This window comes from Komagataeibacter sp. NFXK3 (assembly GCF_054182245.1).
Map to the genome: position 1 here is coordinate 289,074 of NZ_JAPIVJ010000001.1, position 22,777 is coordinate 311,850.

A 22,777-nucleotide genomic window follows, 5' to 3' on the forward strand; every position below is an offset into this window, starting at 1 on the left:
TCCTTCCACTGGCTCCCTGATGGGCCGCACGCCCCCTTCCGCGCAGGATCTGCGCAACAGGCAGCGTATCTCCACATGGCTGTTCGCCATCTGCTTCATGCTCGTGGGCATGATCGCCCTTGGCGGCTACACGCGCCTGACCGGCTCGGGCCTGTCGATCATGGACTGGCGGCCCATTACCGGCATGATCCCGCCGCTAAGCCATGCGGAGTGGGAGCGGCAGTTCGAACTGTACAAGACCATCCCGCAATACAAGATCCTGCATGATGGCTTCGGGCTTGCGGGCTTCCAGCAGATCTTCTGGGCGGAGTGGACGCACCGCTTCTGGGGGCGGCTGATGGGCTTCGTGCTGCTGGTGCCGCTGGTGTGGTTTTCCATCACCGGGGCGCTGAGCCGGGGGCTGGCGCTGCGGCTGGTGCTGTTTTTCGTGCTGGGCGGGCTACAGGGCGCCATCGGGTGGTTCATGGTGGCATCGGGCTTCAACCCGGACAGCACGGCGGTCGCCCCCGTGCGCCTGGTACTGCACCTGTGCTGCGCCTTCGCGCTTTACATCGCCATCTTGTGGACGGCGCTGTCCGTGCGCACGCCACGCCCCGCCTTCATTCCCGCAATCCCGGAAGTGCGGCGCGTGCACGCGCTGGTCTGGGCCATCTGCCTGCTGGTGGGCATAACCGTGATCGCGGGCGGCTTTACGGCAGGCACGCATGCGGGCTTCGCCTACAATACCTTCCCCCTCATGGATGGGCACCTGATCCCGCAGGGTTATGCGAAGCTGCATCCCTTCTGGCTGAACTGGTTCCAGAACATTCCCGCCATCCAGTTCGACCACCGGCTGCTGGCCACCACCACGGTGGTGCTGATTGGCGTAACAATCGTGCTGGGGCTGCGCACGCCGCAACTGGGCAAGGACGTGCATGCGGCCCTGACCATGCTGGGCTGGCTGGTGCTGGTGCAATATGCGCTGGGTGTGACCACGCTGCTGCTGGTCGTGCCGGTATGGGCGGGCACGGTGCACCAGACCTGTGCCGCCATCGTGCTGACGGCGGCCATCATCACGCTGCACCGGCTGCGTGGGGTTGGCCGACCCTGAGCGTATTGGAATACGCGATGGATCAAAAGAACGCCGCCGTTTGAAAAATAAGGCGGCACCGGAAACTTTTAATTTAGAGACTGTTTGAAAAGTTAGCCCAGCAAACATCCAGAACTCATAAGGAAGTTCTTGGTGAAGCTTTTTTCAAAAAACTTCGAAGAACACCGCCTTTTTGAAAAAAGGCGGCACCCAAAAACTTTTGTCATTTTTTTATCAATGAATTGTTTTCAAACAGTCTCTTAGCTTCTGTCTGTTTCGATAACGGCTTGCTGGCCATGCACACCTGATCCGGCGCTGAGGCGGGTTTATGCTACGGAGTGTTACGGCGCTGCACCCCACGCTTGCGCATCGGCCCAAACCGGGCAGAAATGCCATTCATGAATAAAGAGGCGCGCACCCGTCTCCCTGCCCCACAAGGGCATCCGGCGCGGCAATCCCTGCGTTATGCAATGCGGCGTCAGGAGAGCGGCCGCGCCGCGTCTTTTCCCGCTCGGTGATTTTCTGCGATAAACCCCATCAAGACATGCAGGAATGGAACATGCACAAGCTGAAACAGGCACTGACAGGCGTGACGCTGGCACTGATCGCATGCGGCTCACTGAGCCTGCCCGCCCATGCTGCCCCCCATGGCGGCGGCGGCTTTGGTGGCGGCGGCCCGCGCGGTGGCGGTGGGAGCTGGCATGGTGGCGGCGGTGGTGGCGGCTGGCATGGCGGCGGGGGCTGGCACGGTGGCGGCGGCTGGCATGGTGGATGGGGCTGGGGTGGCTGGGGGGCTGGCTACTACCCCGGCTATGTCGGCTGGGGTTACCCCATGGGCGGCTGGGGCTGGGGCGGCGGCTGGGGTGGCTGGGGCTGGCCCGGCTATTATGGCGCGGGGGCTGCAATGGGGGCTGCCGCGGCAAGTGCCAGCTATCGGGCCGCACCCGAAGTCTATAACGCCACGGGCAACAACGCGCCTGAAGACGATTCCGTCTATGACAAGGACCTGTCCACCCTGCTGGCCCCCGCGCAGCCGCAGCCCGGCGGCCCGCAGGGCAATGGCCAGCCTGCACCGCAGCGCCCTCCGGCTTCATGCCCCAAAGGGCAGGTCTATAACGACCTGACCGAAAGCTGCGACCGGCCCTGACAGGGGGCGCATCATCAATGCTTTCGGGTGCCGCCTTTTTGCCGGAGGCGGCACTTCCTGAAGCTTTTTGCAAAAAGCTTCACCAAAAACTCTTCTCCGTTAGCGGGCGGGAGAGACCTCAGCCAGCAGAGGCTTCCGCTTTACGGGGCAGCCAGCCTGCCAGTTCCTCGCGCACCAGGGTCTCGAGCAGGTCTATGGCATCGGGCGAGTTGTTCAGGCACGGAATCAGGGCCAGTTCCTTGCCGCCAGCCTTGATGAAGTCTTCCGCCGCCTCGTTGCCGATTTCATCAAGCGTTTCGATACAGTCGGAAATGAAGCCCGGCGTAATCACCGCAATGCGCTCGATGCCCTGCGCGGGCAGCGACTCGATAAACGGCGCGGTATAGGGCTCCAGCCATTTTGCCGGCCCAAAGCGGGACTGGAAGGTGAGCGGCATCATGCGCTCGTCATACCCCATGGCATGACGCAGCGCGGTGATGGTGCGCGCGCATTCATCGGCATAGCTGTCGCCCTTTTCCACATACACCCTGGGCAGGCCATGGAAGGAGGCGACAATCATCTGCGGCTTGAAATCCAGCGTTTCGAGCCGGGCCGTGATCGAGCGCCCGAGGGCCGCGATATAGGCCGGATGGTCGGGGAAGGCCGGCAGTGTGCGGATGGCAGGCTGGTTGCGCAGCCGCATCAGGGCGCGAAACGCCTGGTCATTGGCCGTGGCCGTGGTGGTGGCGCTGTATTGCGGGTAGAGCGGGGCAAGCAGGATGCGGTCGCACCCCTGGGCCACCAGCTCATGCAGCGCCTGCTTGATGGAGGGCTGGCCATAGCGCATGCCCCAGGCCACCGGCACATCGTCAGCCGCCAGCCTTTTTGCCAGCATTTCCGCCTGGTCGCGCGTATAGGTGCGCAGCGGGCTTTCATTACGGTCATGGTGCCAGATGCGGTGATAGGCCTCGCCCGACTTGCGCGGGCGGAAGGTCAGCACCGGGCCATACAGGATCGGCTTCCAGACCAGGGGGCTGGCTTCGATAATGCGCCGATCTGACAGGAATTCAGCCAGATAGCGGCGCACCGCGCCATAGCCGGTGCCATCGGGGGTGCCAAGATTGCTCAGCAGTACCCCGGTGCGCGGCGGCGCATCTTCATGCCCCGCCGCGCGCTTTACGGTAATGAATGTCATGTTCCGGCTGCTACAGGAAGCCGGAGGTGGATGCAAAGGAACAGCGGACCCTCACCCTGCACAAGGGGCGCCCTAGCGGCGGGCGCGCACCCGGACCGGCTGCATGGCGCGCGCGGGGGCTGAACAGTAACGGGCGGCGGCAACAAGGCCCAGCAGGGCCACAACGGGGGAAAGCATCTGGACAAAAGCGAACATCACGGTCCCTTTCCTGATCGGACACCCATTACTCAACAGCGCGGATCATACCGGCGTCAATCAAAAAATACCGGCCTTGCGTGCAACCTTTACGCATTTGCCCATGAGCGAGGGCAGCGCCAAGGCATCGTCACCGGGGTAATGCACGCACCCCCCTGCCGCCATGCTGTTGGGAAAGGCCGCGATCGTGGCTGCGTACACATCCACCAGCAGCGTAAAATGGGTGAATACATGCTTCACCTGCCCCACCATGCGCCAGCGGGGTTGCAGCCAGGGGGCGGCAGGAGCCTGCGCCAGCGCTTCCGCCTGAGGCCACGGGTCATCGCGCCAGTGCGGCCCCGGCAGGCCCATCATGCCGCCCAGCAGCCCCTTTTCGGGGCGGCGGACCAGCAGCAGGCCACCGGCTTCATCCACCAGGCAGAAATGCACGCCGTGCCGCACGGGCCGCACGGCCTTGGGCGCGCGGCGCGGCAGGGTGGCGGCAATGCCCTGCGCGTGGCCCGCGCAGGCGTCGCGCCACGGGCACAGCACGCAGGCGGGGTTGCGCGGCGTGCAGATGCCTGCCCCAAGGTCAAACAGGGCCTGCGCGAAGTCGGAGGGGCGGGCTTTTGCCTGCGCATCCGCGTTCAGGGTCACGGCGCGGGCGGCAATGGCCTTGCGGGCGCCGGGCAGCGGGTCGGTCAGGGCAAACAGGCGGCTGGTCACGCGTTCCACGTTGCCATCCACCGGCACCACGGGGCGGCCAAAGGCGATGGCGGCGATGGCCGCTGCCGTATAGGCCCCGATTCCCGGCAGTTCCAGCAGCCCTTCCACCGTATCGGGAAAGGTGCCGCCCAGTGCCGCCACGGCCTTGGCGCAGGCATGCAGGTTGCGCGCGCGGGCATAGTAGCCAAGCCCCGCCCATAGCGCCATGACCCGGTCCTGCGGCGCGCGGGCCAGTGCCGTCACATCGGGGAAGGCGGCAAGGAAGTGCTCGAAATAGGGCATGACCGCCGTAACCGTGGTCTGCTGCAGCATGATCTCGCTCAGCCAGACCCGATAGGGATCAACGCTCTGGCCGGGCAGCGCGCGCCATGGCAGAATGCGACGGTGCCGGTCATACCAGCGTAACAGATCGGTAGCACAAGGTAACACGGACCCGTTTATGACGAACCCGCCGCCACGCAGCAAGAAAAAGAACGAAGCCGCCGCTGCCCCCGAGCCGCCGCGCCGGGCCTTTCGCGCGCGCAGCATGGCCGCCCTTCTGCCCCAGATCAGCCAGCCTGTCTTTCGCAAGCAGTCGGCTGCCGCCGTGCAGGTCATGACGGACTGGGCGGATATTGTCGGCCCCCATCTGGCAGCACTAACCGTGCCGCGCAGGCTCTCGGCCGGCACGCTGACGGTAGGCTGCCAGGGGCCGGTGGCGATGGAACTGCAACACCTCGCCCCCACCGTCATTGCCCGCATCAACACCACCTGCGGCACCGGCGTGGTCAAGCGGCTGAAAATGGTGCAGGACCTGCTGCCCGCGCCCCGGCAGGCCGCACCCCCTGCCCCGCCGCGCACCCCCCCACCCCCGGTGGAAATTGACGACATGCCCGACGGCCCGCTGAAAGAGGCGCTGGCTTCACTCGGCGGATGGCTCCGCGCCCGACAGGATCGCTGAAAAGATGAAAGTTTTGGGTGCCGCCTTTTTTCAAAGCGCTTCGTAAAACGCCACCTTTTTTGAAAAAAGGCGGCACCCGGGCAATTTTATTCTGCTGGAAGCAGCCCGGATGCGTCGCCCTGTTCCGGGGGTTTCCTGACACGCGACATCACGGAACGGTGAGGTAGCGGGGCTGGATATCTGGCCGATCCGTGCCAATATCGGCTTTGCAATGGTACACAAAAGGAACCCGTCAGATGCGTAAGTTGGCTCTGTTGCTGGCTGTATCCATGGGACTGGCTGGCGTCCTGCCCGCCCCTGCCGCCCATGCATGGGGTGGTGGCTGGCGAGGTGGCCCCGGTTGGGGGGGCGGCTGGCACCGTGGCTGGGGCTGGGGCGGCTTTGGCGTGGGCATGGCCGCTGGCACGGCCCTTGGGGTAGCCATGTCGCCCTATCGCTACCGGCCTTATGGCTACGGGTATGGCTATCCGGTTTACGGCTATCCGCCGCCGCCCTACCCGGTCTATGCCTATCCGCCGCCACCACCCCCGCCGCCTCCGGCCTATTATGGTTATTACCGCTAGAGCAGATCCAGTTTGAATGGACACATTTGAACTGGTGAAGGTGCTCGATAAACAATGAGTTAGGGCAATTCCACCGCGCCAGAGTTCAGTGGAATGGCGCTAGGGTTGGGCCAAGGCAGGGCAGGAAAGGATCGCATGCTCTCTCCCCTCCGCGCTGATGCGCTGGGCACGCGCGTCCTCACGCGCCACCAGTACAATATCATGATGGACCTGAAGGAAATTGACGGCCTGTGGGGTATCTGGGACCGCATGGGCCGCGTTCGCGCCAACCCTGCCGCGACCCAGCCTGACCTGTGGCTGGAAATCGAAACATCCGACTACATGACGGATGGCCTGTTGCTTTACTGCCCCATGGCTACAGATCTGGACGGCACGACGACCTATGACCTCGATAACGTGCTGCTGGTACTCGAGGCCTACGAGCACATCGCCACCATTCCCGGCTGGCTTGCGCCCGAGCGCACGCTGTACCGCATTGACGCCAGCAGGCTTCTGCCAGATGAAACCCATCTGGACCCGGTCAAATACGGCTAAATACTTCAAGAACAGATAAAAGTTTCTGGTGAAGATTTTTTCAAAAAGCTTCGTAAAGACACCGCCATTTAAGAGACTGTTGAAAACAACTCATTGATAAAAAATGATAAAAGTTTTTGGGTGCCGCCTTTTTTCAAAAAGGCGGTGTTCTTTGAAGCTTTTTGACAAAAGCTTCACCAAAAACTCCCTCATGATTCCTGGATGTTTGCTGAGCTAACTTTTCAAAGTCTCTAAAAAGGCCGCACCAAAACACGATCAAAGAGTGCGGGCCGCCCGCACGAATTCATGGATCAACGCGGGCGACTTGATGCCGGGGGCGGTTTCCACCCCGGATGAGACATCCACTGCCCGCGCCCCGCTACGCATCACGGCCTCGCGCACGTTATCGGGCCGCAGGCCACCAGCCAGCATCCACGGCACTGGCGCCTGCCAGCCCTCGGTCAGGCTCCAGTCAAAGGCCTGGGCATTGCCGCCGGGGCGCTGTGCACCGGCGGGCGGGCGGGATTCAATCACCAGCCCATCCACCGCGCAGCTCTGCGGCAGGTCGGCGCGGGCGGCAATACCGGCAGCCAGCCACACAGGCACGCCAAACCGCGCGCGGATGGCTGTAGCACGGGCTGCGGTGTCATAGATCTGCACCCCATCAAGTGCGACCGCATCCAGCACGTGACGGATCTCATCATCGCTCGGGCGCACGAACAGGCCGATGGCGCGTGGGCCACCAGGCGGCAGGCGGCGCACCAGCGGAGCGGCCTGCGGGGCCGTGACATGGCGCGGCGAGCGGCTGAAGAACACGAACCCCACCCAGTCGGCCCCGGCGGCACTGGCAGCCTCCAGACCCGCCTCGTCACGGATGCCGCATATCTTGACCCTGACTGTCATTGTGGTCCTGCCGCCAATTTTAAGGTTCAAAAAGTTTTCGGGCGCCGCCTTTTTTTCAAAAAAGGCGGTATTCTTTCAAAGCTTTTTGAAAAAAGCTTTACCAAAAACTTTTTTTCAGGAATGCGCTGTTTGCAGTTCGGCGGCAATCGCGGCGGCGGCAGCAGCGGGGTTGTCGGCCCGGGTAATGGGGCGGCCCACCACGATCCAGTCTGCGCCAGCGGCACTGGCCTGTGCCGGGGTCATGACCCGCTTCTGGTCGCCCAAGGCGCTGCCTGCTGGGCGGATGCCGGGCACCACCAGCACCGGTTTATCACCAAGCGCTGCCCGCAGCGGCGCGATCTCGTGCGAGGAACAGACCAGCCCATCCGCCCCGGATTCCATGGCCAGCGCGCCGAGACGCAGCACCTGCGCCTCCACACTGCCCTGCACCCCGGTTTCGTGCAGGGCGGCCTCATCCATGCTGGTCAGCACGGTCACGGCCAGCAGCAGCGGGCGGGCCCCTTCGGGAAAGGTCTCGTCAACCGCCCTGCGGGCAGCGGCGATCATGGCGCGGCCACCACTGGCATGGATGGTCAGCATGGCGGGCCGCAGGGCTGCAAGGCTGCCAATGGCGGAGGCCACGGTGTTGGGAATGTCGTGCAGCTTGAGGTCAAGAAAGAGTGGGCTTTCGCCTGCCGCCTTGCGCACCGCATCGAGCCCGCAGGCATAGGTGAACTCAAGCCCCAGCTTGACCATGCTGGCAGGCCCCGCCACCTGCTCGCGCCAGCTTACGGCCTGCGCCGTGTCCTTGGTGTCAAGGGCAACGATCAGGCGGGTGGACCGTCCATGGCTCATTGGCGGCGCTCCTCAGGCAGATAAAATGGCGGGTTGGTCGGGATCAGGAATGCTCGGGCGGCCTGGGCAGCTGCGCGGCCGTCTGAGGGGCCGGGTCCACCTCGGGTTCGGGCTGCGTCTCGACCGGCTGGGCCGCGGCATAGGCCTTGAGCATGGGGGAATTGGCCGGGGCCGATGTCAGGCCCGGCGGGCGGGCAGTTGCATCGGCATCAGGCTGGCTGGCGCGCAGGGTGCGCAGTTCGAGCTCGGCGCGGCGGGCGCGGCGGATCTGGCGCAGCACCACGATCCAGACACTGGCCGAGCCGGTGGCATAGAACAGGGCAGCCACCAGCAGCGCCAGCACGCCGGGGGATGACGTCCACTTCCACTGCAGCCATGACAGTTCCACCGGCGCCTGGTTGCAGGCCGCGAAAACGATCAGTGCCACGGTCACGGGCAGGGTGATGAAAAGACGTATCATGATCCTGTTTCCCTACCCCCAACAACCAGAGCCTGCAAGAAAATCAATTCATGCGGCGCTGCCTTGATCGCGCGGCACGGGCATGGTTGCCTGCAGGACACAGGGTGCAGGGAGCGTGGCAATGGGCAAGGTTGTCGTTTTTCGCAACACGGCGCGGCGTGATGAATCCTGGGCGGTGGAAGCCCGCACCGGGCGCGAGACCTGCATCGCCAGCATCTATGCCACCCGTGCCGCGGCCGAGGCCGATTGCGCGTGGCGCAACCAGCAGGTCATGGCCTATCGCGCCTTTCTCGAGCGCAATGCGGTGGCGGTGCCGCAATACAGCATCCGCCCCTATCGCCGCGCGGACCTGCCCCGTGCGTGGCGCCCCCTGCCCGCGCTGGGCTTCCTGCATGGGCAATGCCACTAATTAATTGATTAAAAACAGTAAAAGTTTCTGGGTGTCGCCTTTTTTCAAAAAGGCGGCGTTCTTCTGAAGCTTTTTTCCCTGCCCCCGCCTTCGCTCACCCGCCGTGGGGTATGGTATAAAGCGCGGTCAGGCCCATGCCCGGCCACAAGCCGATTGCAGCAAACGGAGATTTCATGACCGCGACCGCCTCCCCCCTTTCTCCCGTTCTGGAACAGGCGGACCGCACGCTCGATGCGGCCCTTGAGCGGCTTTTTGCCTTCCTGCGCATTCCCAGCATTTCCACCCAGCCCGAACATGCCGATGACTGCAGGCGCGCAGCGCAATGGCTGCGTGATGAACTCGATGGCCTCGGCTTTGACGTGACCCTGCACGAGACCCCCGGCCACCCCATTCTTACAGCCCATGACCGCACGCCGCCCGCAGGCCCGCATGTGCTGTTCTATGGCCATTACGACGTGCAGCCCGTCGACCCGCTGGACCTGTGGGAGAGCGGGCCGTTCGAACCCAGGCTGGTCACGGGGGAAAATGGCACGAAGCGCATCGTCGCCCGGGGGGCTTCGGATGACAAAGGCCAGGTCATGACCTTTATCGAGGCCATCCGCGCCATCCGGGCAACGGGCGGGCAGATGCCGGTACGCATCTCGCTGCTGATCGAGGGCGAGGAAGAATGCGGCGGCCCCAGCCTGCTGCCCTTCATGGAAACGCACCGCAAGGAACTGCGCGCCGATGTCGGCCTGATCTGCGATACCGCCATGCTGCCCGGCGTGCCCGCCATCACCACCACGCTGCGCGGCATGCTGGGCGAGGAGGTGCATCTGCGCTGCGCCACGCGCGACCTGCATTCCGGCATATACGGCAATGCCGCACGCAATCCCGCCGAGGTGCTGTGCCAGGTGCTGTCCTCCATCCGTGATGAGGCCACGGGCCGGGTCACGCTGCCCGGCTTCTATGCGGGCGTGCAGGACCCCACGCCCGAACTGCGCGCGCGCTGGCGCGAGATTGCGCCCGATGACGCGACCTTTCTGGGTGAAGTCGGGCTTTCATGCCCGGCGGGTGAAAAAGGCTACACCGCCATCGAGCAGACATGGTGCCGCCCGAGCTTCGAGATCAATGGCATTGCCAGCGGTTATGCCGGCGCGGGCTTCAAGACCGTGCTGCCCGGCGAGGCCGTAGCCAAGGTCTCGTTCCGGCTCGTCGCCGGGCAGGACCCGGTGCATATCCGCCAGGCCTTCTGCAGCCATGTGCGCAACATGGTGCCGGATGACTGCACGGTTACGTTTACGCCCTGCGGCGGATCGGTGGCCAGCGCCCTGCCTGAGGATGCCTTTGGCCTCAAAGCCGCCCTCGACGCGCTGGGCGCGGAATGGAACACGCCTGCGGTGACCATCGGCTGTGGCGGCTCGATCCCGGTAGCCGCCGACATGCAGCGCGTGCTGGGCATGCCTGCCCTGCTGGTGGGTTTTGCCCTTGACGATGACCGCGCCCATTCGCCCAACGAGAAATATGACCTGACCTCCTTCCACAAGGGCATGCGCTCATGGATCCGCATCCTGCACGCCCTGGCCACGACCGATGCCTGAGGCCACGCCCCCCCTCGCCCTGACCATGGGCGACCCCGCCGGGATCGGGCCGGAAATTACCGCAGGCGCCTGGCGGGCCATGCGGGCTGGCCCCACGGCCTTTGCCGTGATTGGCGATGCAGGGCTGATTGGCCGCCATGGCGTGAAAGTGCGCGAGATTGGCAGCATTGGCGAGGCCGCGGGCGTGTTTGCCGATGCCGTGCCGGTGCTGCCGGTCACGCTGGCGGCCCCCGTCGTGGCCGGAGAGCCAGACAGCCGCAATGCGGGTGCCATCACCACCTCCATCGCGCGCGCGGTGGAACTGGCCCGCCACGGGCATGCGGCAGGTGTGGTCACCAACCCCATCAGCAAGATCGTGCTCAAGAAGGCGGGATTCGCCTATCCCGGCCATACGGAATACCTGGCCGCCCTGTGCAACGTGCCGGGGCGCGAGGTAATGATGCTCGCCTGCCCAAAACTGCGCGTGGTGCCCGTTACCATCCATGTCAGCCTGCGCCGCGCGCTTGATGAACTCACCACTGAAGGCATCATCGCCGCCACCCGCACCACCCATGCGGCCCTGATGCGTGATTTTGGCATCGCCCGCCCGCGCATCGCCATGGCCGGGCTGAACCCGCATGCAGGCGAAGGGGGCACCATGGGCACGGAAGAACAGACCATCATCATCCCCGCCATCGAGGCGTTGCGCGCGCACGGCATGGATGTAAGCGGCCCGTGGCCACCGGATACGATGTTCACGCCCCCCGCCCGCGCGCGCTATGACGTGGCGATGTGCATGTATCACGATCAGGCGCTGATCCCGCTCAAAACCATCGACATGACGCAGGGGGTCAACACCACGCTGGGGCTGCCCATCATCCGCACATCGCCCGATCACGGCACCGCTTTCGATATTGCAGGCCACGGCACGGCAGACCCCTCGAGCCTTGTCGCGGCATTACGCATGGCCATGCAGATGGCCGAACACAGGAACAGGTCATGAGCGCATCTTCTCCCGCCGCCATCAGGCTGGGCGTGAACATCGATCACGTCGCCACCGTGCGCAACGCGCGCGGCGGCACGCATCCCGACCCGGTCAGGGCCGCACTGCTGGCCCAGAAATTGGGCGCTGATGGCATTACCGCGCACCTGCGCGAGGACCGCCGCCACATCCGCGATGCCGACCTCGAGCGCCTGCGCGCGGAGCTGGCCATTCCGCTGAACATGGAAATGGCGGCGACCGAGGAGATGACCACCATCGCCACCCGCCTGCGCCCCCATGCGTGCTGCCTGGTGCCCGAACGGCGGCAGGAAGTCACGACCGAGGGCGGGCTGGACGTGCTGGGGCAGGCCCGAACGCTGGCCCCGCGTATTGCGCGGCTGAACGGGGCGGGCATCCGTGTCTCGCTGTTCATTGATCCCGATGCCGCACAGATCGAGGCTGCGGCAGAACTGGGGGCCGCCGTGGTGGAACTGCATACCGGCGCCTATGCCGATGCGCCTGATGCCGCCGCACGCGCAACGGAACTGGGCCGCCTGGCCACGGGCGCGGCCCATGCCGCCCATTGCGGGCTGGAAGTGCATGCGGGCCATGGCCTGACTTACGATAACGTGCCCCCCATCGCGGCCCTGCCGCAGGTCATGGAACTCAATATCGGGCATTTCCTGATCGGGCAGGCCATTTTTGACGGACTGCCTGCGGTAATCAGGCACATGAAGGCCGTAATTGCTGCGGCGCGTGGATGAGAAGAACCGGCCTGGCACGGGGCGGCCAGGCGCTTCAACATGACCTCGCCCATGAGGATAAGGCCGCCTGGCCGTCGGCCCTCATGTTCGTGCCATCGACCGAAAGAGGCCATGCCCAGCGCAGGTGCCTGTCGTTCCTGAACCAACTGTAGACGCTCGCGGGTGCAATTCTTTACCCAACGGATGAAACGCTGGGCAGACCATCAACATAACCTCTGCCCAACGCGGATATGCCGCCATTTCCTGCCATTCTGATACCGCCAGCGGGTCGCAGCCATCATGCGCCACGGATCAGGCGATAATATCGTGCCCCAAATCAGAGGCTTCCAGAATGGCCTGTCTCATCAGTGAAAGCGGCCGGGGCGGCTCAATAAGGGGGCACGGACGATGCCACAGGAATCATGCAGCTCCTGGCCGCGTACGTGGTGGCTTTGGCATCACGGCCTGCGTAAGCGCAGAGGGTCACGGCAGGGCACAGGTGAGCAGGCAGGTCCCGGCCGGGCGTGCAGCGGGGTGCAGGTCATTTGATGCGGCCAGGCCCGCCACGATCGCGGCGGTTGCCAGAATGAGCGAAAGCATGTGCATGACCCTTTCCTCCGCGTGTGGGATAACCATGCGCCGATCCGCCGTGTGGCCGGTCGCGCGCGGCCTGTCTGCATGAGGCAGGGCGGCTGTAACGCCCGGCCCGTAAACGGTTAACCACCAGGGCCGGACGCGGTTGCGCCCATCGCGGAAAAGTTGTGCCGCCGCGCGGGACTGGCCCGTGCCGGGGGGGCCGGGTATCATGCGGGCATGACACGTCCGCTCCCGGCTTATTTCATGGATATTGCGATGGCAGAGGCACGGGCCGCGGCGCTGCGTGGCGAGGTGCCGGTGGGGGCCGTCCTTGCCGGGCCACAGGGGCAGGTGCTCGCGCGCGCGGGCAACCGGGTGGAGGAATGGCATGATCCCTCCGCCCATGCCGAAATGCAGGTCATGCGCGCTGCGACCCGCCTGCGTGGCGGCCAGCGCCTGGCGGACTGCACGCTTTATGTCACGCTTGAGCCATGCCCCATGTGTGCGGCGGCGGCGGTGCATTTCCGTATCGGCCGGATTGTGTTTGGCGCCTATGACCCTAAGGGCGGGGGCGTGGAGCATGGCCCGCGGGTGTTTGCGCAAGCCCGCTGCCTGCACCGGCCCGAAACGGTGGGCGGCGTGCGCGAGCGCGAGGCCGGGGCGCTGCTACGGGATTTTTTTGCCCAAAGGCGCGCCTAACCTATTTGTCATGCAACGGTATAACACGGGTCGGCTCTCTTGCGGCACAATGCAGGGAATGGGACTGTCATGCCCAGGCGGCCAGTCCCGCCCCGTTGTTTCGAGATTTCAGCAGGACCTCCATGCTCAGGGATGCCATGTCAGACGTAGTACGGTCGAACACCCTTTCCTCCCGCCGGTTTCGCACGCGGTTGCTGGCCTCTCTGGTGGCCAGCGCGGTTGCCGGGGCGGGACTGGCCTGCGCACCTGTGGCGCGGGCCGATGAAACCGGGGTCATCCACCCCGATACCCAGATCCAGCAGCTGCCCAACTTCGTCAATCTGGTCAAGCAGGTCAAACCGGCGGTGGTCTCGATCACGGCCCGCATCAAGGATGCTGACACGGGCGAGGAAATGGGCGGCGGTGGCGGCATGCCGGGCGGCTTTCCGTTCCCGTTCCCTTTCCAGATGATGCCGCAGCAGGCGCACCGCACGGTTGAGGCGCGTGGCTCGGGCTTCGTCATCTCGCCCGATGGCTACGTCGTGACCAACAACCATGTGGTCAAGGGCGCCACCAAGGTCACGGTCACGCTTGATGATGGCACGGCGCTGCCCGCCAAGATCGTGGGCCGCGATTCAAAGACCGATATCGCCCTGCTCAAGGTCTCGCCCTCGGGCAAGCTGCGCTTTATCGAACTTGGTGATTCCGACAAGGTCGAGCCGGGCGAATGGGTGGTGGCCGTGGGCAACCCGTACGGCCTTGGCGGCACGGTGACGGCGGGCATCGTCTCCGCGCGCGGGCGTGATATTGGCGATGGGCCGTATGATTCCTTCATCCAGGTGGATGCGCCCATCAACCGTGGCAACTCTGGCGGCCCGCTGTTCACGCAGGATGGCAAGGTGGTGGGGGTGAATACCGCCATCCTCTCGCCCTCGGGCGGATCGATCGGCATTGGCTTCGCCATTCCGTCCGATACCGTGAAGAACATTGTCGAGCAGCTTGAAAAGACCGGCCATGTCACGCGCGGCTACCTGGGGGTGACGGCGCAGGAAATCACGCCGTCGATGGCCAGCGCGCTGGGCATGAAGCCCTCGGCCACGGGTGCGCCGGCCACCGGGGCGCTGGTGGCCAGTGTGAGCGTGGGCAGCCCGGCCGAAAAGGCGGGGCTCAAGGCCGGTGACGTGGTGACCCAGCTCAACGGCCAGAACATCGATACGCCCCACACGCTGGCGGTCAATGTGGCCTCCATTACGCCGGGCACCAAGGCGTCGATTGCCTACCTGCGCAACAACAAGCCGCAGACGGCAACCGTGCTGATTTCAAGCCTGGGCAAGGGCAGCACAGCCGATGGCACGGTGGGCGACAGCACGCATGATGCTGACAAAGGTCCAAAACTCGGCGTAACCCTTGCGCCCCTTACGCCTGACCTGCGCCAGCAGCTCGGGCTGGAGGAAAGCGTGCGCGGCGTGGTGGTGAGCGACGTGCAGCCCGGCTCGCCCGCCGAGCAGGCCGGTATCCATGCCGGTGACGTCATTCAGGCGGTGGGCGAAGTGCCGGTTGAAAACCCGCGCGCCACCGTCTCGGCCATAAGGCAGGCTTTCCAGGCCAATCACTCGGTGCTGCTGCGCGTGGTGCGCAACGGGCAGAGCGTGTTCGTGGCGGTCAGCCCCAATGCCGATGATAACGATGCGGCGACGGATGATGATGACGATCAGTAATATCCGGGTGAACTGAACGGATTGGCATGAGGGCCGGGGCAGTTCTGTCCCGGCCTTTTTTGTGTGGGGGCGGGGATGGAGCTGTGACTGTTTTGCTGGGGAAGCAGAATGTCCACTTTCTGGCAAGAATACGCTGATACGGACATTTGTCGCCCCCAAGTTTTAAGGAAAAGCCTGTGCCAATATTCACGCCGCGCGTCCTAGGTTTTGATTGCTTGCAAAAAAATACACAAATTGATAAAATTCAATAAGATCGGAAATTTTGAAGAAAATAAACACAAGATGAATAAGTACAAGAATATCGCCGCCTATGCTGCTCCATTTGTTTTATTAATTATATTCTCCTTTACTTGGTATGAGTGGGGTAAAAACGAATATAGCATATTCAAATATATTACAGGAACATCTTTAAAAAAAGACTACTATCAAACCACCGGGACGTGGGGAGATACTTACGGAGCACTAAACGCACTGATTAGTGCGTTAGGTTTCGTTGGAATTATCTTTACAATATCAATGCAATATGTCGCGAACGCCAACCAGAAAATTGATCTGCACAAACAGAGATTTGAGTCTACAATATTTGAACAAATTCGTTTAATAAGAGAAACTAGGGATGAGATCATCTTCGTGAATTCTGCAACAAAAAATAAATATCATGGCAGAGATGCCACAAGGCAAGTTGAAAGGTATTTAATAGATCAAATATTATCTTACAGAGCTACCCATGCCGGGGCATTCTTACCTAAGGAACGCCTCGCGACAATATACTCGAGAGGCTTCCATTCTCGCTTTGAGAGTAGAGTTGGTGCTTTCTTCAGAGTTGTATACTACACATTCGATAAAATTCGATCTGACAAGTTTCTGACAGATGAGGAAAAGCGGAATTATGGGAACTTAATACGTGGACAGCTAACATCAGCAGATGTAGCCATTCTCGGGGTTAATGCACTTACGAAATACTCTAACGACCTAGAACAATTAGTTATATATTTTAGATTGCTCAGATATATGGGAAATTCAGTCCTTAAGAACAATCTAAAAGAAATTTTTCCTCCGGAAACTTTTATCCGGCGAGGCTAAGTGAAAAGTCTAAATTTGCCACATCTTTATTTTAAGGATTGTTTATTTCGTCCGCTTTGTAATCGGGTCTAAAGCGTTGTCAAAACGCCTTTCCCGTTTCAATCGATGTCTGCTCCTCAACGCTCGCACAAGGCTTCTAAATGTCGCCAAGGAGGGCGACTACCGCCCACCCGGTTTCATAACCGGGTACCATCAATGTCTTTCAATTTTATCATAAGCCCTGATGTTTTGACTGCCTGCCATATTCTTCAGGGCCATGTCGATGACCGCCCAGTTCCCACATTTCGCAGTGGCAGCGACATAGCCATCGGGTCGTATCAGCCAGATACCGTTTTCATCCGGTGGCAGGCATGGTTCGGGCATCAGCAGGGCTGGATGGCGTGCGATCATGGCCCGCGCTGCAGCGCTGTTCCTGGCCGCAAGCACAAAGCGGGGCGGCATGTTGCCCTGTCCGGAACATCGCCGTGAAACCAGTCGCTGCCCCGGCCCGGGGCCACGCACCCCCCGGGCTGAACCCATATTGAGGGGGCTGTCCGGGTAGCCGATCAGGATTCCGGAAAGCCGATTGGCAATGGCACGCCGGACCACCGGAATGCGGAAGCCCTGCTTTACAATGAAGTTGCGCACCCTCTGCGCCAGATGGCTTCTGAGCAGGACAATTCTGGTCATGCGGCTGGAATCCGACAGGATCTGCCGCGCAACACCGCTGCGTTCGCTACTGTAGCTGTCCAGCAGGCGCGGGCTGGCGTCCTGCCGCTCGACCAGGGCCAGCTTCCACGCAAGATTGAAGGCATCCTGCATGCCCATGTTCATGCCCTGACCACCGGCAGGGCTATGGATATGGGCCGCATCGCCAGCCAGGAACACGCGGCCCCTGCGGTAATCCCTGACCCTGCGTTCATTAACCCCGAAATCCGACAGCCACACCGGATCGGACAGGATGACCCCGCCCGGTCCGCGCCGGTCAACAAGTGCCTGCATTTCCGCAAGGTCAGGCCTATGCAATGCAACCGGCCCCAGATCAGCGATGATACGGTAATGGCCCCGCGATATTGGAAAGAACATGACAGCGCCGTCGGGGTGCCAGAAAATCGCCGGTTCGTCAGGCGGGATCGCAAGGCCCGCCACGTGCACGTCAGCAATGACAAAACCCATGGGCAGCGTGTCCCCCGCGAATGCCAGGCCCAGCGTGCTGCGCACAAGGGAATGCGCCCCATCGCACCCGATGAGCCACGCCGCTTCCACGGTCTCGATCCTGCCGCCCGCATGCCTGAGCGTGCAGGACACACCGTCATCCCTGCCAGTAAAGTCGGTCAGTTCGGTCCCGCGTTCGACAGTCTGGCCAAAAGTCCCGAGATGGTCTTCCAGTAACCGCTCGGTTTCCGATTGCGCAATCATCAGCAGGTAATTGAAGGATGAGGCGATCGTGCCGAACGGGATCCGGGCCAGTGTCGTGTTGCCAACATGAATGCTCACGGCATCCGCACGCAGCCCGGTGGCCATAAACGCATCGGCACAGCCCGCTGCATCAAGCAGTTCCAGTGTCCGGGGCCAGATGGCCAGGGCGCGGGACTGGGTGGTGCGAGCCGGCAACCTGTCAATAACCCTGACAGGCGTACCGTAGCGGGCCAGTTCGGCGGCCATGATCAGGCCGACAGGCCCCGCACCGCTAACAAGGACGGGCTTCGACATGGTTTTATCCAAAGGAAAGGACGTGTCAGGCCATATGAACGGATGCCACCACGTTAACGCCGGACGCAGCCGGACTGTTCCTGCCTGCTCCCGGGCAGGCAGGCGGTTGTGGCACGGAAATGGGGCGACTTTCCCCCCGTTTCCTTAAAAAAACGGCCCACCCTGATTGTCGTGGCAGGGTTTCTTGCCGTATCTGCACGCATTGCATGTTCGTTTCCGGAGGGGATGATGACCGGTCCAGCACTATCCGATGCCCAGGGGTCGTCTCGCGCGCGCCTGATTGATGGCAAGGGTTTCGCCGCCCGCCTCACTCAGGATATCGCAGCCGATGTCAGCGCCTTTTATGAAAAGCACCACGTCACCCCCGGCCTCGCCGTGGTGCTGGTGGGCAATGACCCCGCAAGCGAGGTCTATGTGCGCAACAAGGCGCTCCAGACCCACCGCGCGGGCATGCGTTCGTTCATGCACATGCTGCCCGCCACCACCGCGCAGAACGAACTGCTCAGCCTGATCGCACGGCTCAATGTCGATCCCGAGATCCATGGCATCCTCGTGCAGCTGCCCCTGCCTGCGGGGCTCGACCCCGTGGCCGTGACCAACGCCATCGCGCCCGAAAAGGACGTGGACGGGCTGGGCGTGGTCAATGCCGGCCGGCTGGCGCTGGGGCTGCCGGGCATCGTGCCGTGCACGCCGCTGGGCTGCCTGCTGCTGCTGCGCCATTACGTGGGCGACATGCGTGGCAAGGATGCGCTGGTGATCGGGGCCTCGAACCTCGTTGGCCGCCCCATGGCCGAACTGCTGCTGCAGGAGGGCTGCACCGTTACCGTGGCGCATGTCGACACGCGCGATACGGCGGCCCTGGCCCGTCAGGCCGATATCGTGGTGGTGGCGACCGGCGTGCGCGAACTGGTGCGCGGCGACTGGATCAAGCCGGGTGCCACGGTGATCGATGTCGGCATTTCGCGCGTTACGCTGCCTTCGGGCAAGACGCGGCTGGTGGGCGACGTGAAGTTTGACGAGGCCGTTGAGCGCGCGGGCCTGATTACGCCCGTGCCCGGCGGCGTGGGGCCAATGACCATTGCCTGCCTGCTGCGCAACACCCTTGATGCGGCCCGCCAGATCGTGACGGGGCAGGCACGCTCATGACCCTGACCTCCGTTGAACTGATCCCGCGGGATGCGGAAACCCTGCTGCGTGACGCCAATGAAGTCGCCCGGCTGTTCCCCGATGCGGGGATGATCAATATCCCCGACCTGCTGCGCTTTCCGCTGCGCAGCTGGGAGGCGGCGCGGCTGGTGCGCCCGGTTTTCGCGCGCGTGGTGCCGCATATCCGCGCCATTGACATTGCGCCTGACGCGCCCCTGCCGGGCGCGGATGATCCGGGCCTGCGCGAGGTGCTGGTGGTCAAGGGCGACCCGCCATCGGACCTGCGCCACCGCACCTATCCCAACAGCAGCGAGAGCGTGATCGCGCGTTATCGCCGCGAGGCGCCGCATCTGGATGTCTATGCCGCGTTCGACCCGTATCGCCGCGCACCGTATCTGGAAATGGAAGCCATCGCGCGCAAGAAGGAAGCCGGTGCCATCGGCTTCTTCACCCAGCCCATATTCGACCTGCCCATGCTGGATCTGTGCATGAACTGGCTGCATGGGGAAAACGTGTTCTGGGGCATCTCGCCCGTGGTGGGGCCAAAATCGCGCTCATATTGGGAGACGACGAACCACGTCATCTTCCCCCACGGGTTTGAGCCAACATTCGAGGCCAATATCACCTTTGCCCGGCAGATGATGGAGGTCGTGGCCCGCGCGGGCGGCAACACCTACCTCATGCCGCTGCGCGTCAACCTTGAGCGCTACCTGACGCCGCTGCGGCGTGATCAGGGCGTTTCAGACTAGAATATTGATAAAAGGAAAAAGTTCTTGGTGAAGCTTTTTTCAAAAAGCTCCGAAGAACGCCGCCTTCTTGGAAAAAAGGCGGCACCCAAAAACTTTTTCAGGGTTCACGCTACCCAGGTGTTCAGATCCAGCCACGCGCCCGGATCAGGCCAAATGCCGCAATCGTGACCATGCAGGTGATCCGCCCGTCCAGGATCATCGCCTCCATCTCGGACAGGGGAACGGTGTGGCAGGTAATGTCCTCCTCCGTCTCCTCGCGCTGGTGGCTGCCCTGCGTCAGCCCGGTGGCCAGGAAGGCGCGGCCCTTCTGGGTGGTGTAGCCAGCGCCCTGATACAGCAGCCCCGCATCGCGCATCTCGGCGGCCATGAGGCCGGTTTCCTCGCGCAGTTCGCCACGCGCCACCTCATCGGGTGTTGCGTCGGGGCGGTTTTCCCACATGCCCATGGGCAGTTCCCACATCCGCTTTTGTATGGGATAGCGGTATTGGCGGATCAGGGTGACGCGGGGACCCTCGGGGCTTTCCCACAAGGGCAGGATCACGACAAAATCACCGCGCTCCACCACGCCATACAGCCCCTCGCGGCCATTGGGGCGCAGGATGATGTCCTCGCGCACGCGGGTCCAGGGGTTTTCGTAGGCCGTGCGGGTGGAAAGCGTGGTGTAGCCGCCTGCATCGGGGGTGGGGCGTTGCGTCATGAAACCTGTCTCCTTCGTGGCCTGTTGAGGCATGTCCATGCATCCTGCACGGGGCTGTGGTGCGGGAACGAATGGTTGCGGGTTGGTTTTTTCAGTTTTTTCCATAAGCCGTATCCGGCGTTGTGCCCAAGCTCTTTTGCGGCGCGAAAAATCAGGGTTGTCATGCGCGCTGGTGCGGCGCGTTCGTTTTCTATGGGGAGTGCAGGCATATCATGACCGGGCCGCAGGCATCATCGGCGTCACCGACACGGCGGATACTGCCCGTCGTGCTGTTCAATCTGCTGTGTTACATCGATATCGGCCTGCCGATGGCGGTTATTCCGGTTTTTGTGCACCAGGTGCTGGGCTACAATACCGTGCTGGCGGGGATGGCGGTCTCGGTGCAGTATCTCTCAACCTTCGCCTCGCGCGCGGGCGCGGGGCGCCAGGCCGACCGGCGCGGCGCCAAGCCCACGGTCATCGTGGGGCTGGCCATGTGCACGCTCTCGGGGCTGATGCTGCTGGCCTCGGGCGTGCTGCTGCATTTTGCGGCCCTGTCGGTGGGGCTGCTGATCCTGAGCCGCGTGCTGCTGGGCATTGGCGAAAGCTGGACGGCGACGGGCGCCATCATGTGGAATATCGGCCGCGTGGGCGCAGGACGTACCGCGCAGGTGATCTCGTGGAATGGCGTGACCTCTTATGGCGGCATCGCCCTTGGTGCGCCGATCGGGCAGATCCTGTCCGGCCTGCCCATGCCCTATGGGGGGCTGACGCTGGTGGGCGCGCTCTCGGCGGGGCTGACGCTGTTCGGTTTCGTGCTGGCGCGCCAGTATGCGCCAGTGCCGCCCGTGCCTGCCAAGGCGCCGCCCATGCCCTTCGGGCAGGTGTTCATGCGCGTGCTGCCCCATGGCATGGTGCTGGCCTGCGGGTCGGTGGGATTTGGCACCATTTCCGCCTGCCTGGCGCTGTTCTATGCCCATAACAACTGGAATGGCGCCGCCGTGGCGCTGGCCGGTTTTGGCCTGACCTTCGTGATGATGCGCTTTTTGTTCGCCCGCCAGATCGACCGCCGGGGCGGGTTACAGGTCACCCTCATCTCCCTGCTGGTGGAAACGCTGGGCCTGGGCGTGCTGTGGCAGTGCTCGAGCGTGGAAGGCGCAGCCCTTGGGGCGGCACTGACCGGGGCCGGGTTCTCGCTGGTGTTTCCCGCCATGGGGGTGCTGGCCGTGGGCCGCGTGGGGGCGGAGAACCGGGGGGCGGCGCTGGGCGCTTTTTCCGTATTTCTCGATATTGCCGTGGGGCTGTCCGGCCCGCTGCTGGGGCTGGTGATCCAGACAATGGGCTACGGGGCGCTGTTTCTGGTCTCGGCCCTGTTTACGCTGGCAGGCGTGGGTGTCACCATGGCATTGAAATTCCTGCCGCGCTGAAGGGTGCGTGGCGCATGACCAACCTTGCGGGAGCTGAGCTGGATAGATGCAGATTTCATCTGTAGCGGTTTTTTGTGGATCACGTTTCGGCTCAAGGCCGGAATATGCAGCCCAGTCGCGCGCGCTGGGCACGGCGCTGGGGCATGCGGGGCTGCGGCTGGTCTATGGGGGCGGGCATGTCGGCCTCATGGGCACGGTGGCCGATGCCACGCTGGCGGCAGGGGGCACCGTGACGGGCGTGATCCCGCGCTTCCTGCATTCACGCGAGATCATGCATGAAGGTGTGACCGACCTGACCGTGACCGACAGCATGCATGACCGCAAGGCGCGCATGTTTGCCTGCTCGGATGCCTTTGTGGTCATGCCCGGCGGCCTGGGCACGTTTGACGAGACGATCGAGATCATGACATGGCGGCAGCTGCGCCAGCATGACAAGCCGATCTATATCGTCAACATCGCAGGCTGGGCCGACCCGCTGCTGGCCATGATCGATGCCTGTATCGAGGATGGATTCGCCTCCCCCAGCGCACGTGACCTGTTTGCGGTGGTGCCGGATGTGGCCACCCTCATGGCCGTCCTTGCAACCCTTCCGGCACCCTCCGGCGCGCGCGATGCGGTGGCAACGCTGTAAAACTTTTCATCTATCCCCTTGCGCAAAAGGGAGCAGGCTAGTATAGCCGCGTGCAACGGAGTGTAGCTCAGCCTGGTAGAGCACTGTATTCGGGACGCAGGGGCCGGAGGTTCGAATCCTCTCACTCCGACCAGATTTGCAGGCCGATTGCCCTTGGGCGGTCGGCCTGTTTTCGTATCTGCCTGAATGACAGAAGTTTTGGGGT

Annotated in this window: 25 protein-coding genes and 1 tRNA gene; 17 read left to right on the forward strand and 9 right to left on the reverse strand. The window is 63.1% G+C overall.

Annotated features, from left to right (window positions below):
* Positions 1-19: 19 nt before the first annotated feature.
* Both OQZ28_RS01405 and OQZ28_RS01410 read left to right on the forward strand, forming a co-directional pair.
* Positions 20-1,090 (forward strand): COX15/CtaA family protein, encoded by a 1,071-nt coding sequence (locus tag OQZ28_RS01405; RefSeq protein WP_165399186.1) that lies wholly within the window; start codon positions 20-22, stop codon positions 1,088-1,090.
* 538 nt (positions 1,091-1,628) lie between these two features.
* On the forward strand, positions 1,629-2,216 hold the full coding sequence (locus tag OQZ28_RS01410) for a hypothetical protein (protein ID WP_458134932.1): 588 nt from the start codon (positions 1,629-1,631) through the stop codon (positions 2,214-2,216).
* 118 nt (positions 2,217-2,334) lie between these two features.
* On the opposite strand, the gene hemH is transcribed toward OQZ28_RS01410, so the two are convergent.
* The 3 genes from hemH to mutY form a co-directional block, all read right to left on the reverse strand.
* Complete coding sequence (gene hemH / locus OQZ28_RS01415; protein WP_458134933.1) at positions 2,335-3,390, reverse strand: ferrochelatase; 1,056 nt, start codon at positions 3,388-3,390, stop codon at positions 2,335-2,337.
* A 72-nt stretch (positions 3,391-3,462) separates the two neighbouring features.
* Positions 3,463-3,588, reverse strand: a complete 126-nt coding sequence (locus OQZ28_RS01420; protein WP_458135027.1) for a hypothetical protein — start codon at positions 3,586-3,588, stop codon at positions 3,463-3,465.
* Between the two features lie 57 nt (positions 3,589-3,645).
* Positions 3,646-4,719 (reverse strand): A/G-specific adenine glycosylase, encoded by a 1,074-nt coding sequence (mutY, locus tag OQZ28_RS01425; RefSeq protein WP_458134934.1) that lies wholly within the window; start codon positions 4,717-4,719, stop codon positions 3,646-3,648.
* A 10-nt stretch (positions 4,720-4,729) separates the two neighbouring features.
* Between mutY and OQZ28_RS01430 the strand changes: the two genes are divergently transcribed.
* The 3 genes from OQZ28_RS01430 (at position 4,730) to OQZ28_RS01440 (ending at position 6,327) form a co-directional block, all read left to right on the forward strand.
* On the forward strand, positions 4,730-5,230 hold the full coding sequence (locus OQZ28_RS01430) for a DciA family protein (protein WP_130730767.1): 501 nt from the start codon (positions 4,730-4,732) through the stop codon (positions 5,228-5,230).
* Between the two features lie 236 nt (positions 5,231-5,466).
* On the forward strand, positions 5,467-5,793 hold the full coding sequence (locus OQZ28_RS01435; RefSeq protein ID WP_130730768.1) for a hypothetical protein: 327 nt from the start codon (positions 5,467-5,469) through the stop codon (positions 5,791-5,793).
* A gap of 135 nt (positions 5,794-5,928) precedes the next feature.
* Complete coding sequence (locus OQZ28_RS01440; protein ID WP_458134935.1) at positions 5,929-6,327, forward strand: hypothetical protein; 399 nt, start codon at positions 5,929-5,931, stop codon at positions 6,325-6,327.
* Positions 6,328-6,582: 255 nt separating this feature from the next.
* Here the strand turns inward: OQZ28_RS01440 and OQZ28_RS01445 are convergent, their stop codons facing one another.
* The 3 genes from OQZ28_RS01445 to OQZ28_RS01455 all read right to left on the reverse strand — a co-directional run bounded on the left by OQZ28_RS01445 (position 6,583) and on the right by OQZ28_RS01455 (position 8,503).
* Positions 6,583-7,209 (reverse strand): phosphoribosylanthranilate isomerase, encoded by a 627-nt coding sequence (locus OQZ28_RS01445; RefSeq protein ID WP_458134936.1) that lies wholly within the window; start codon positions 7,207-7,209, stop codon positions 6,583-6,585.
* A 114-nt stretch (positions 7,210-7,323) separates the two neighbouring features.
* Complete coding sequence (pyrF, locus tag OQZ28_RS01450; protein ID WP_458134937.1) at positions 7,324-8,043, reverse strand: orotidine-5'-phosphate decarboxylase; 720 nt, start codon at positions 8,041-8,043, stop codon at positions 7,324-7,326.
* A 43-nt stretch (positions 8,044-8,086) separates the two neighbouring features.
* Positions 8,087-8,503: a LapA family protein gene (locus tag OQZ28_RS01455; protein ID WP_458134938.1), complete on the reverse strand. Its 417-nt coding sequence runs from the start codon at positions 8,501-8,503 to the stop codon at positions 8,087-8,089.
* Positions 8,504-8,624: 121 nt separating this feature from the next.
* Here OQZ28_RS01455 and OQZ28_RS01460 point away from each other — a divergent pair, with 121 nt between their 5' ends.
* The 4 genes from OQZ28_RS01460 to OQZ28_RS01475 all read left to right on the forward strand — a co-directional run bounded on the left by OQZ28_RS01460 (position 8,625) and on the right by OQZ28_RS01475 (position 12,217).
* Positions 8,625-8,912: a hypothetical protein gene (locus OQZ28_RS01460; protein WP_130730772.1), complete on the forward strand. Its 288-nt coding sequence runs from the start codon at positions 8,625-8,627 to the stop codon at positions 8,910-8,912.
* A gap of 173 nt (positions 8,913-9,085) precedes the next feature.
* Positions 9,086-10,492: a dipeptidase gene (locus OQZ28_RS01465; protein ID WP_458134939.1), complete on the forward strand. Its 1,407-nt coding sequence runs from the start codon at positions 9,086-9,088 to the stop codon at positions 10,490-10,492.
* A complete protein-coding gene (gene pdxA, locus OQZ28_RS01470; RefSeq protein WP_458134940.1) occupies positions 10,485-11,474 on the forward strand; it encodes a 4-hydroxythreonine-4-phosphate dehydrogenase PdxA in 990 nt (329 codons plus the stop codon). Before OQZ28_RS01465 ends, pdxA begins: the two co-directional genes overlap by 8 nt.
* Positions 11,471-12,217 (forward strand): pyridoxine 5'-phosphate synthase, encoded by a 747-nt coding sequence (locus tag OQZ28_RS01475; protein ID WP_458134941.1) that lies wholly within the window; start codon positions 11,471-11,473, stop codon positions 12,215-12,217. The genes pdxA and OQZ28_RS01475 overlap by 4 nt, the downstream gene beginning before the upstream one ends.
* A gap of 462 nt (positions 12,218-12,679) precedes the next feature.
* Here the strand turns inward: OQZ28_RS01475 and OQZ28_RS01480 are convergent, their stop codons facing one another.
* The gene (locus tag OQZ28_RS01480; protein WP_458134942.1) at positions 12,680-12,802 is read right to left on the reverse strand and encodes a hypothetical protein; all 123 of its coding nucleotides are present in this window, start codon (positions 12,800-12,802) and stop codon (positions 12,680-12,682) included.
* A 207-nt stretch (positions 12,803-13,009) separates the two neighbouring features.
* Between OQZ28_RS01480 and OQZ28_RS01485 the strand changes: the two genes are divergently transcribed.
* The 3 genes from OQZ28_RS01485 to OQZ28_RS01495 all read left to right on the forward strand — a co-directional run bounded on the left by OQZ28_RS01485 (position 13,010) and on the right by OQZ28_RS01495 (position 16,251).
* Positions 13,010-13,471 carry a nucleoside deaminase gene (locus OQZ28_RS01485; RefSeq protein WP_458134943.1) on the forward strand — a complete coding sequence of 154 codons (462 nt, stop codon included), beginning with the start codon at positions 13,010-13,012 and terminating at the stop codon, positions 13,469-13,471.
* A 122-nt stretch (positions 13,472-13,593) separates the two neighbouring features.
* Positions 13,594-15,168 (forward strand): Do family serine endopeptidase, encoded by a 1,575-nt coding sequence (locus OQZ28_RS01490; protein WP_458134944.1) that lies wholly within the window; start codon positions 13,594-13,596, stop codon positions 15,166-15,168.
* Positions 15,169-15,450: 282 nt separating this feature from the next.
* A complete protein-coding gene (locus OQZ28_RS01495) occupies positions 15,451-16,251 on the forward strand; it encodes a putative phage abortive infection protein (protein WP_458134945.1) in 801 nt (266 codons plus the stop codon).
* A 192-nt stretch (positions 16,252-16,443) separates the two neighbouring features.
* Here OQZ28_RS01495 and OQZ28_RS01500 read toward each other — a convergent pair whose 3' ends face one another.
* Positions 16,444-17,943 (reverse strand): FAD-dependent monooxygenase, encoded by a 1,500-nt coding sequence (locus OQZ28_RS01500; protein WP_458134946.1) that lies wholly within the window; start codon positions 17,941-17,943, stop codon positions 16,444-16,446.
* A 228-nt stretch (positions 17,944-18,171) separates the two neighbouring features.
* Between OQZ28_RS01500 and folD the strand changes: the two genes are divergently transcribed.
* Both folD and OQZ28_RS01510 read left to right on the forward strand, forming a co-directional pair.
* A complete protein-coding gene (folD, locus tag OQZ28_RS01505; RefSeq protein ID WP_165399112.1) occupies positions 18,172-19,089 on the forward strand; it encodes a bifunctional methylenetetrahydrofolate dehydrogenase/methenyltetrahydrofolate cyclohydrolase FolD in 918 nt (305 codons plus the stop codon).
* A complete protein-coding gene (locus tag OQZ28_RS01510; protein ID WP_130730780.1) occupies positions 19,086-19,838 on the forward strand; it encodes a methylenetetrahydrofolate reductase in 753 nt (250 codons plus the stop codon). Before folD ends, OQZ28_RS01510 begins: the two co-directional genes overlap by 4 nt.
* Before the next feature lie 121 nt (positions 19,839-19,959).
* Here OQZ28_RS01510 and OQZ28_RS01515 read toward each other — a convergent pair whose 3' ends face one another.
* The gene (locus OQZ28_RS01515; protein WP_130730781.1) at positions 19,960-20,535 is read right to left on the reverse strand and encodes an NUDIX domain-containing protein; all 576 of its coding nucleotides are present in this window, start codon (positions 20,533-20,535) and stop codon (positions 19,960-19,962) included.
* 212 nt (positions 20,536-20,747) lie between these two features.
* Between OQZ28_RS01515 and OQZ28_RS01520 the strand changes: the two genes are divergently transcribed.
* From OQZ28_RS01520 to OQZ28_RS01530, 3 genes are all read left to right on the forward strand, one after another.
* Positions 20,748-21,941, forward strand: coding sequence for an MFS transporter (locus OQZ28_RS01520; protein ID WP_458134947.1), 1,194 nt, complete (start codon positions 20,748-20,750; stop codon positions 21,939-21,941).
* A gap of 46 nt (positions 21,942-21,987) precedes the next feature.
* Entirely contained in the window at positions 21,988-22,572 is a 585-nt protein-coding gene (locus OQZ28_RS01525) for an LOG family protein (protein ID WP_458134948.1), read from the forward strand.
* Positions 22,573-22,628: 56 nt separating this feature from the next.
* Positions 22,629-22,705, forward strand: a tRNA-Pro gene (locus OQZ28_RS01530).
* The last annotated feature ends 72 nt before the right edge of the window (positions 22,706-22,777 follow it).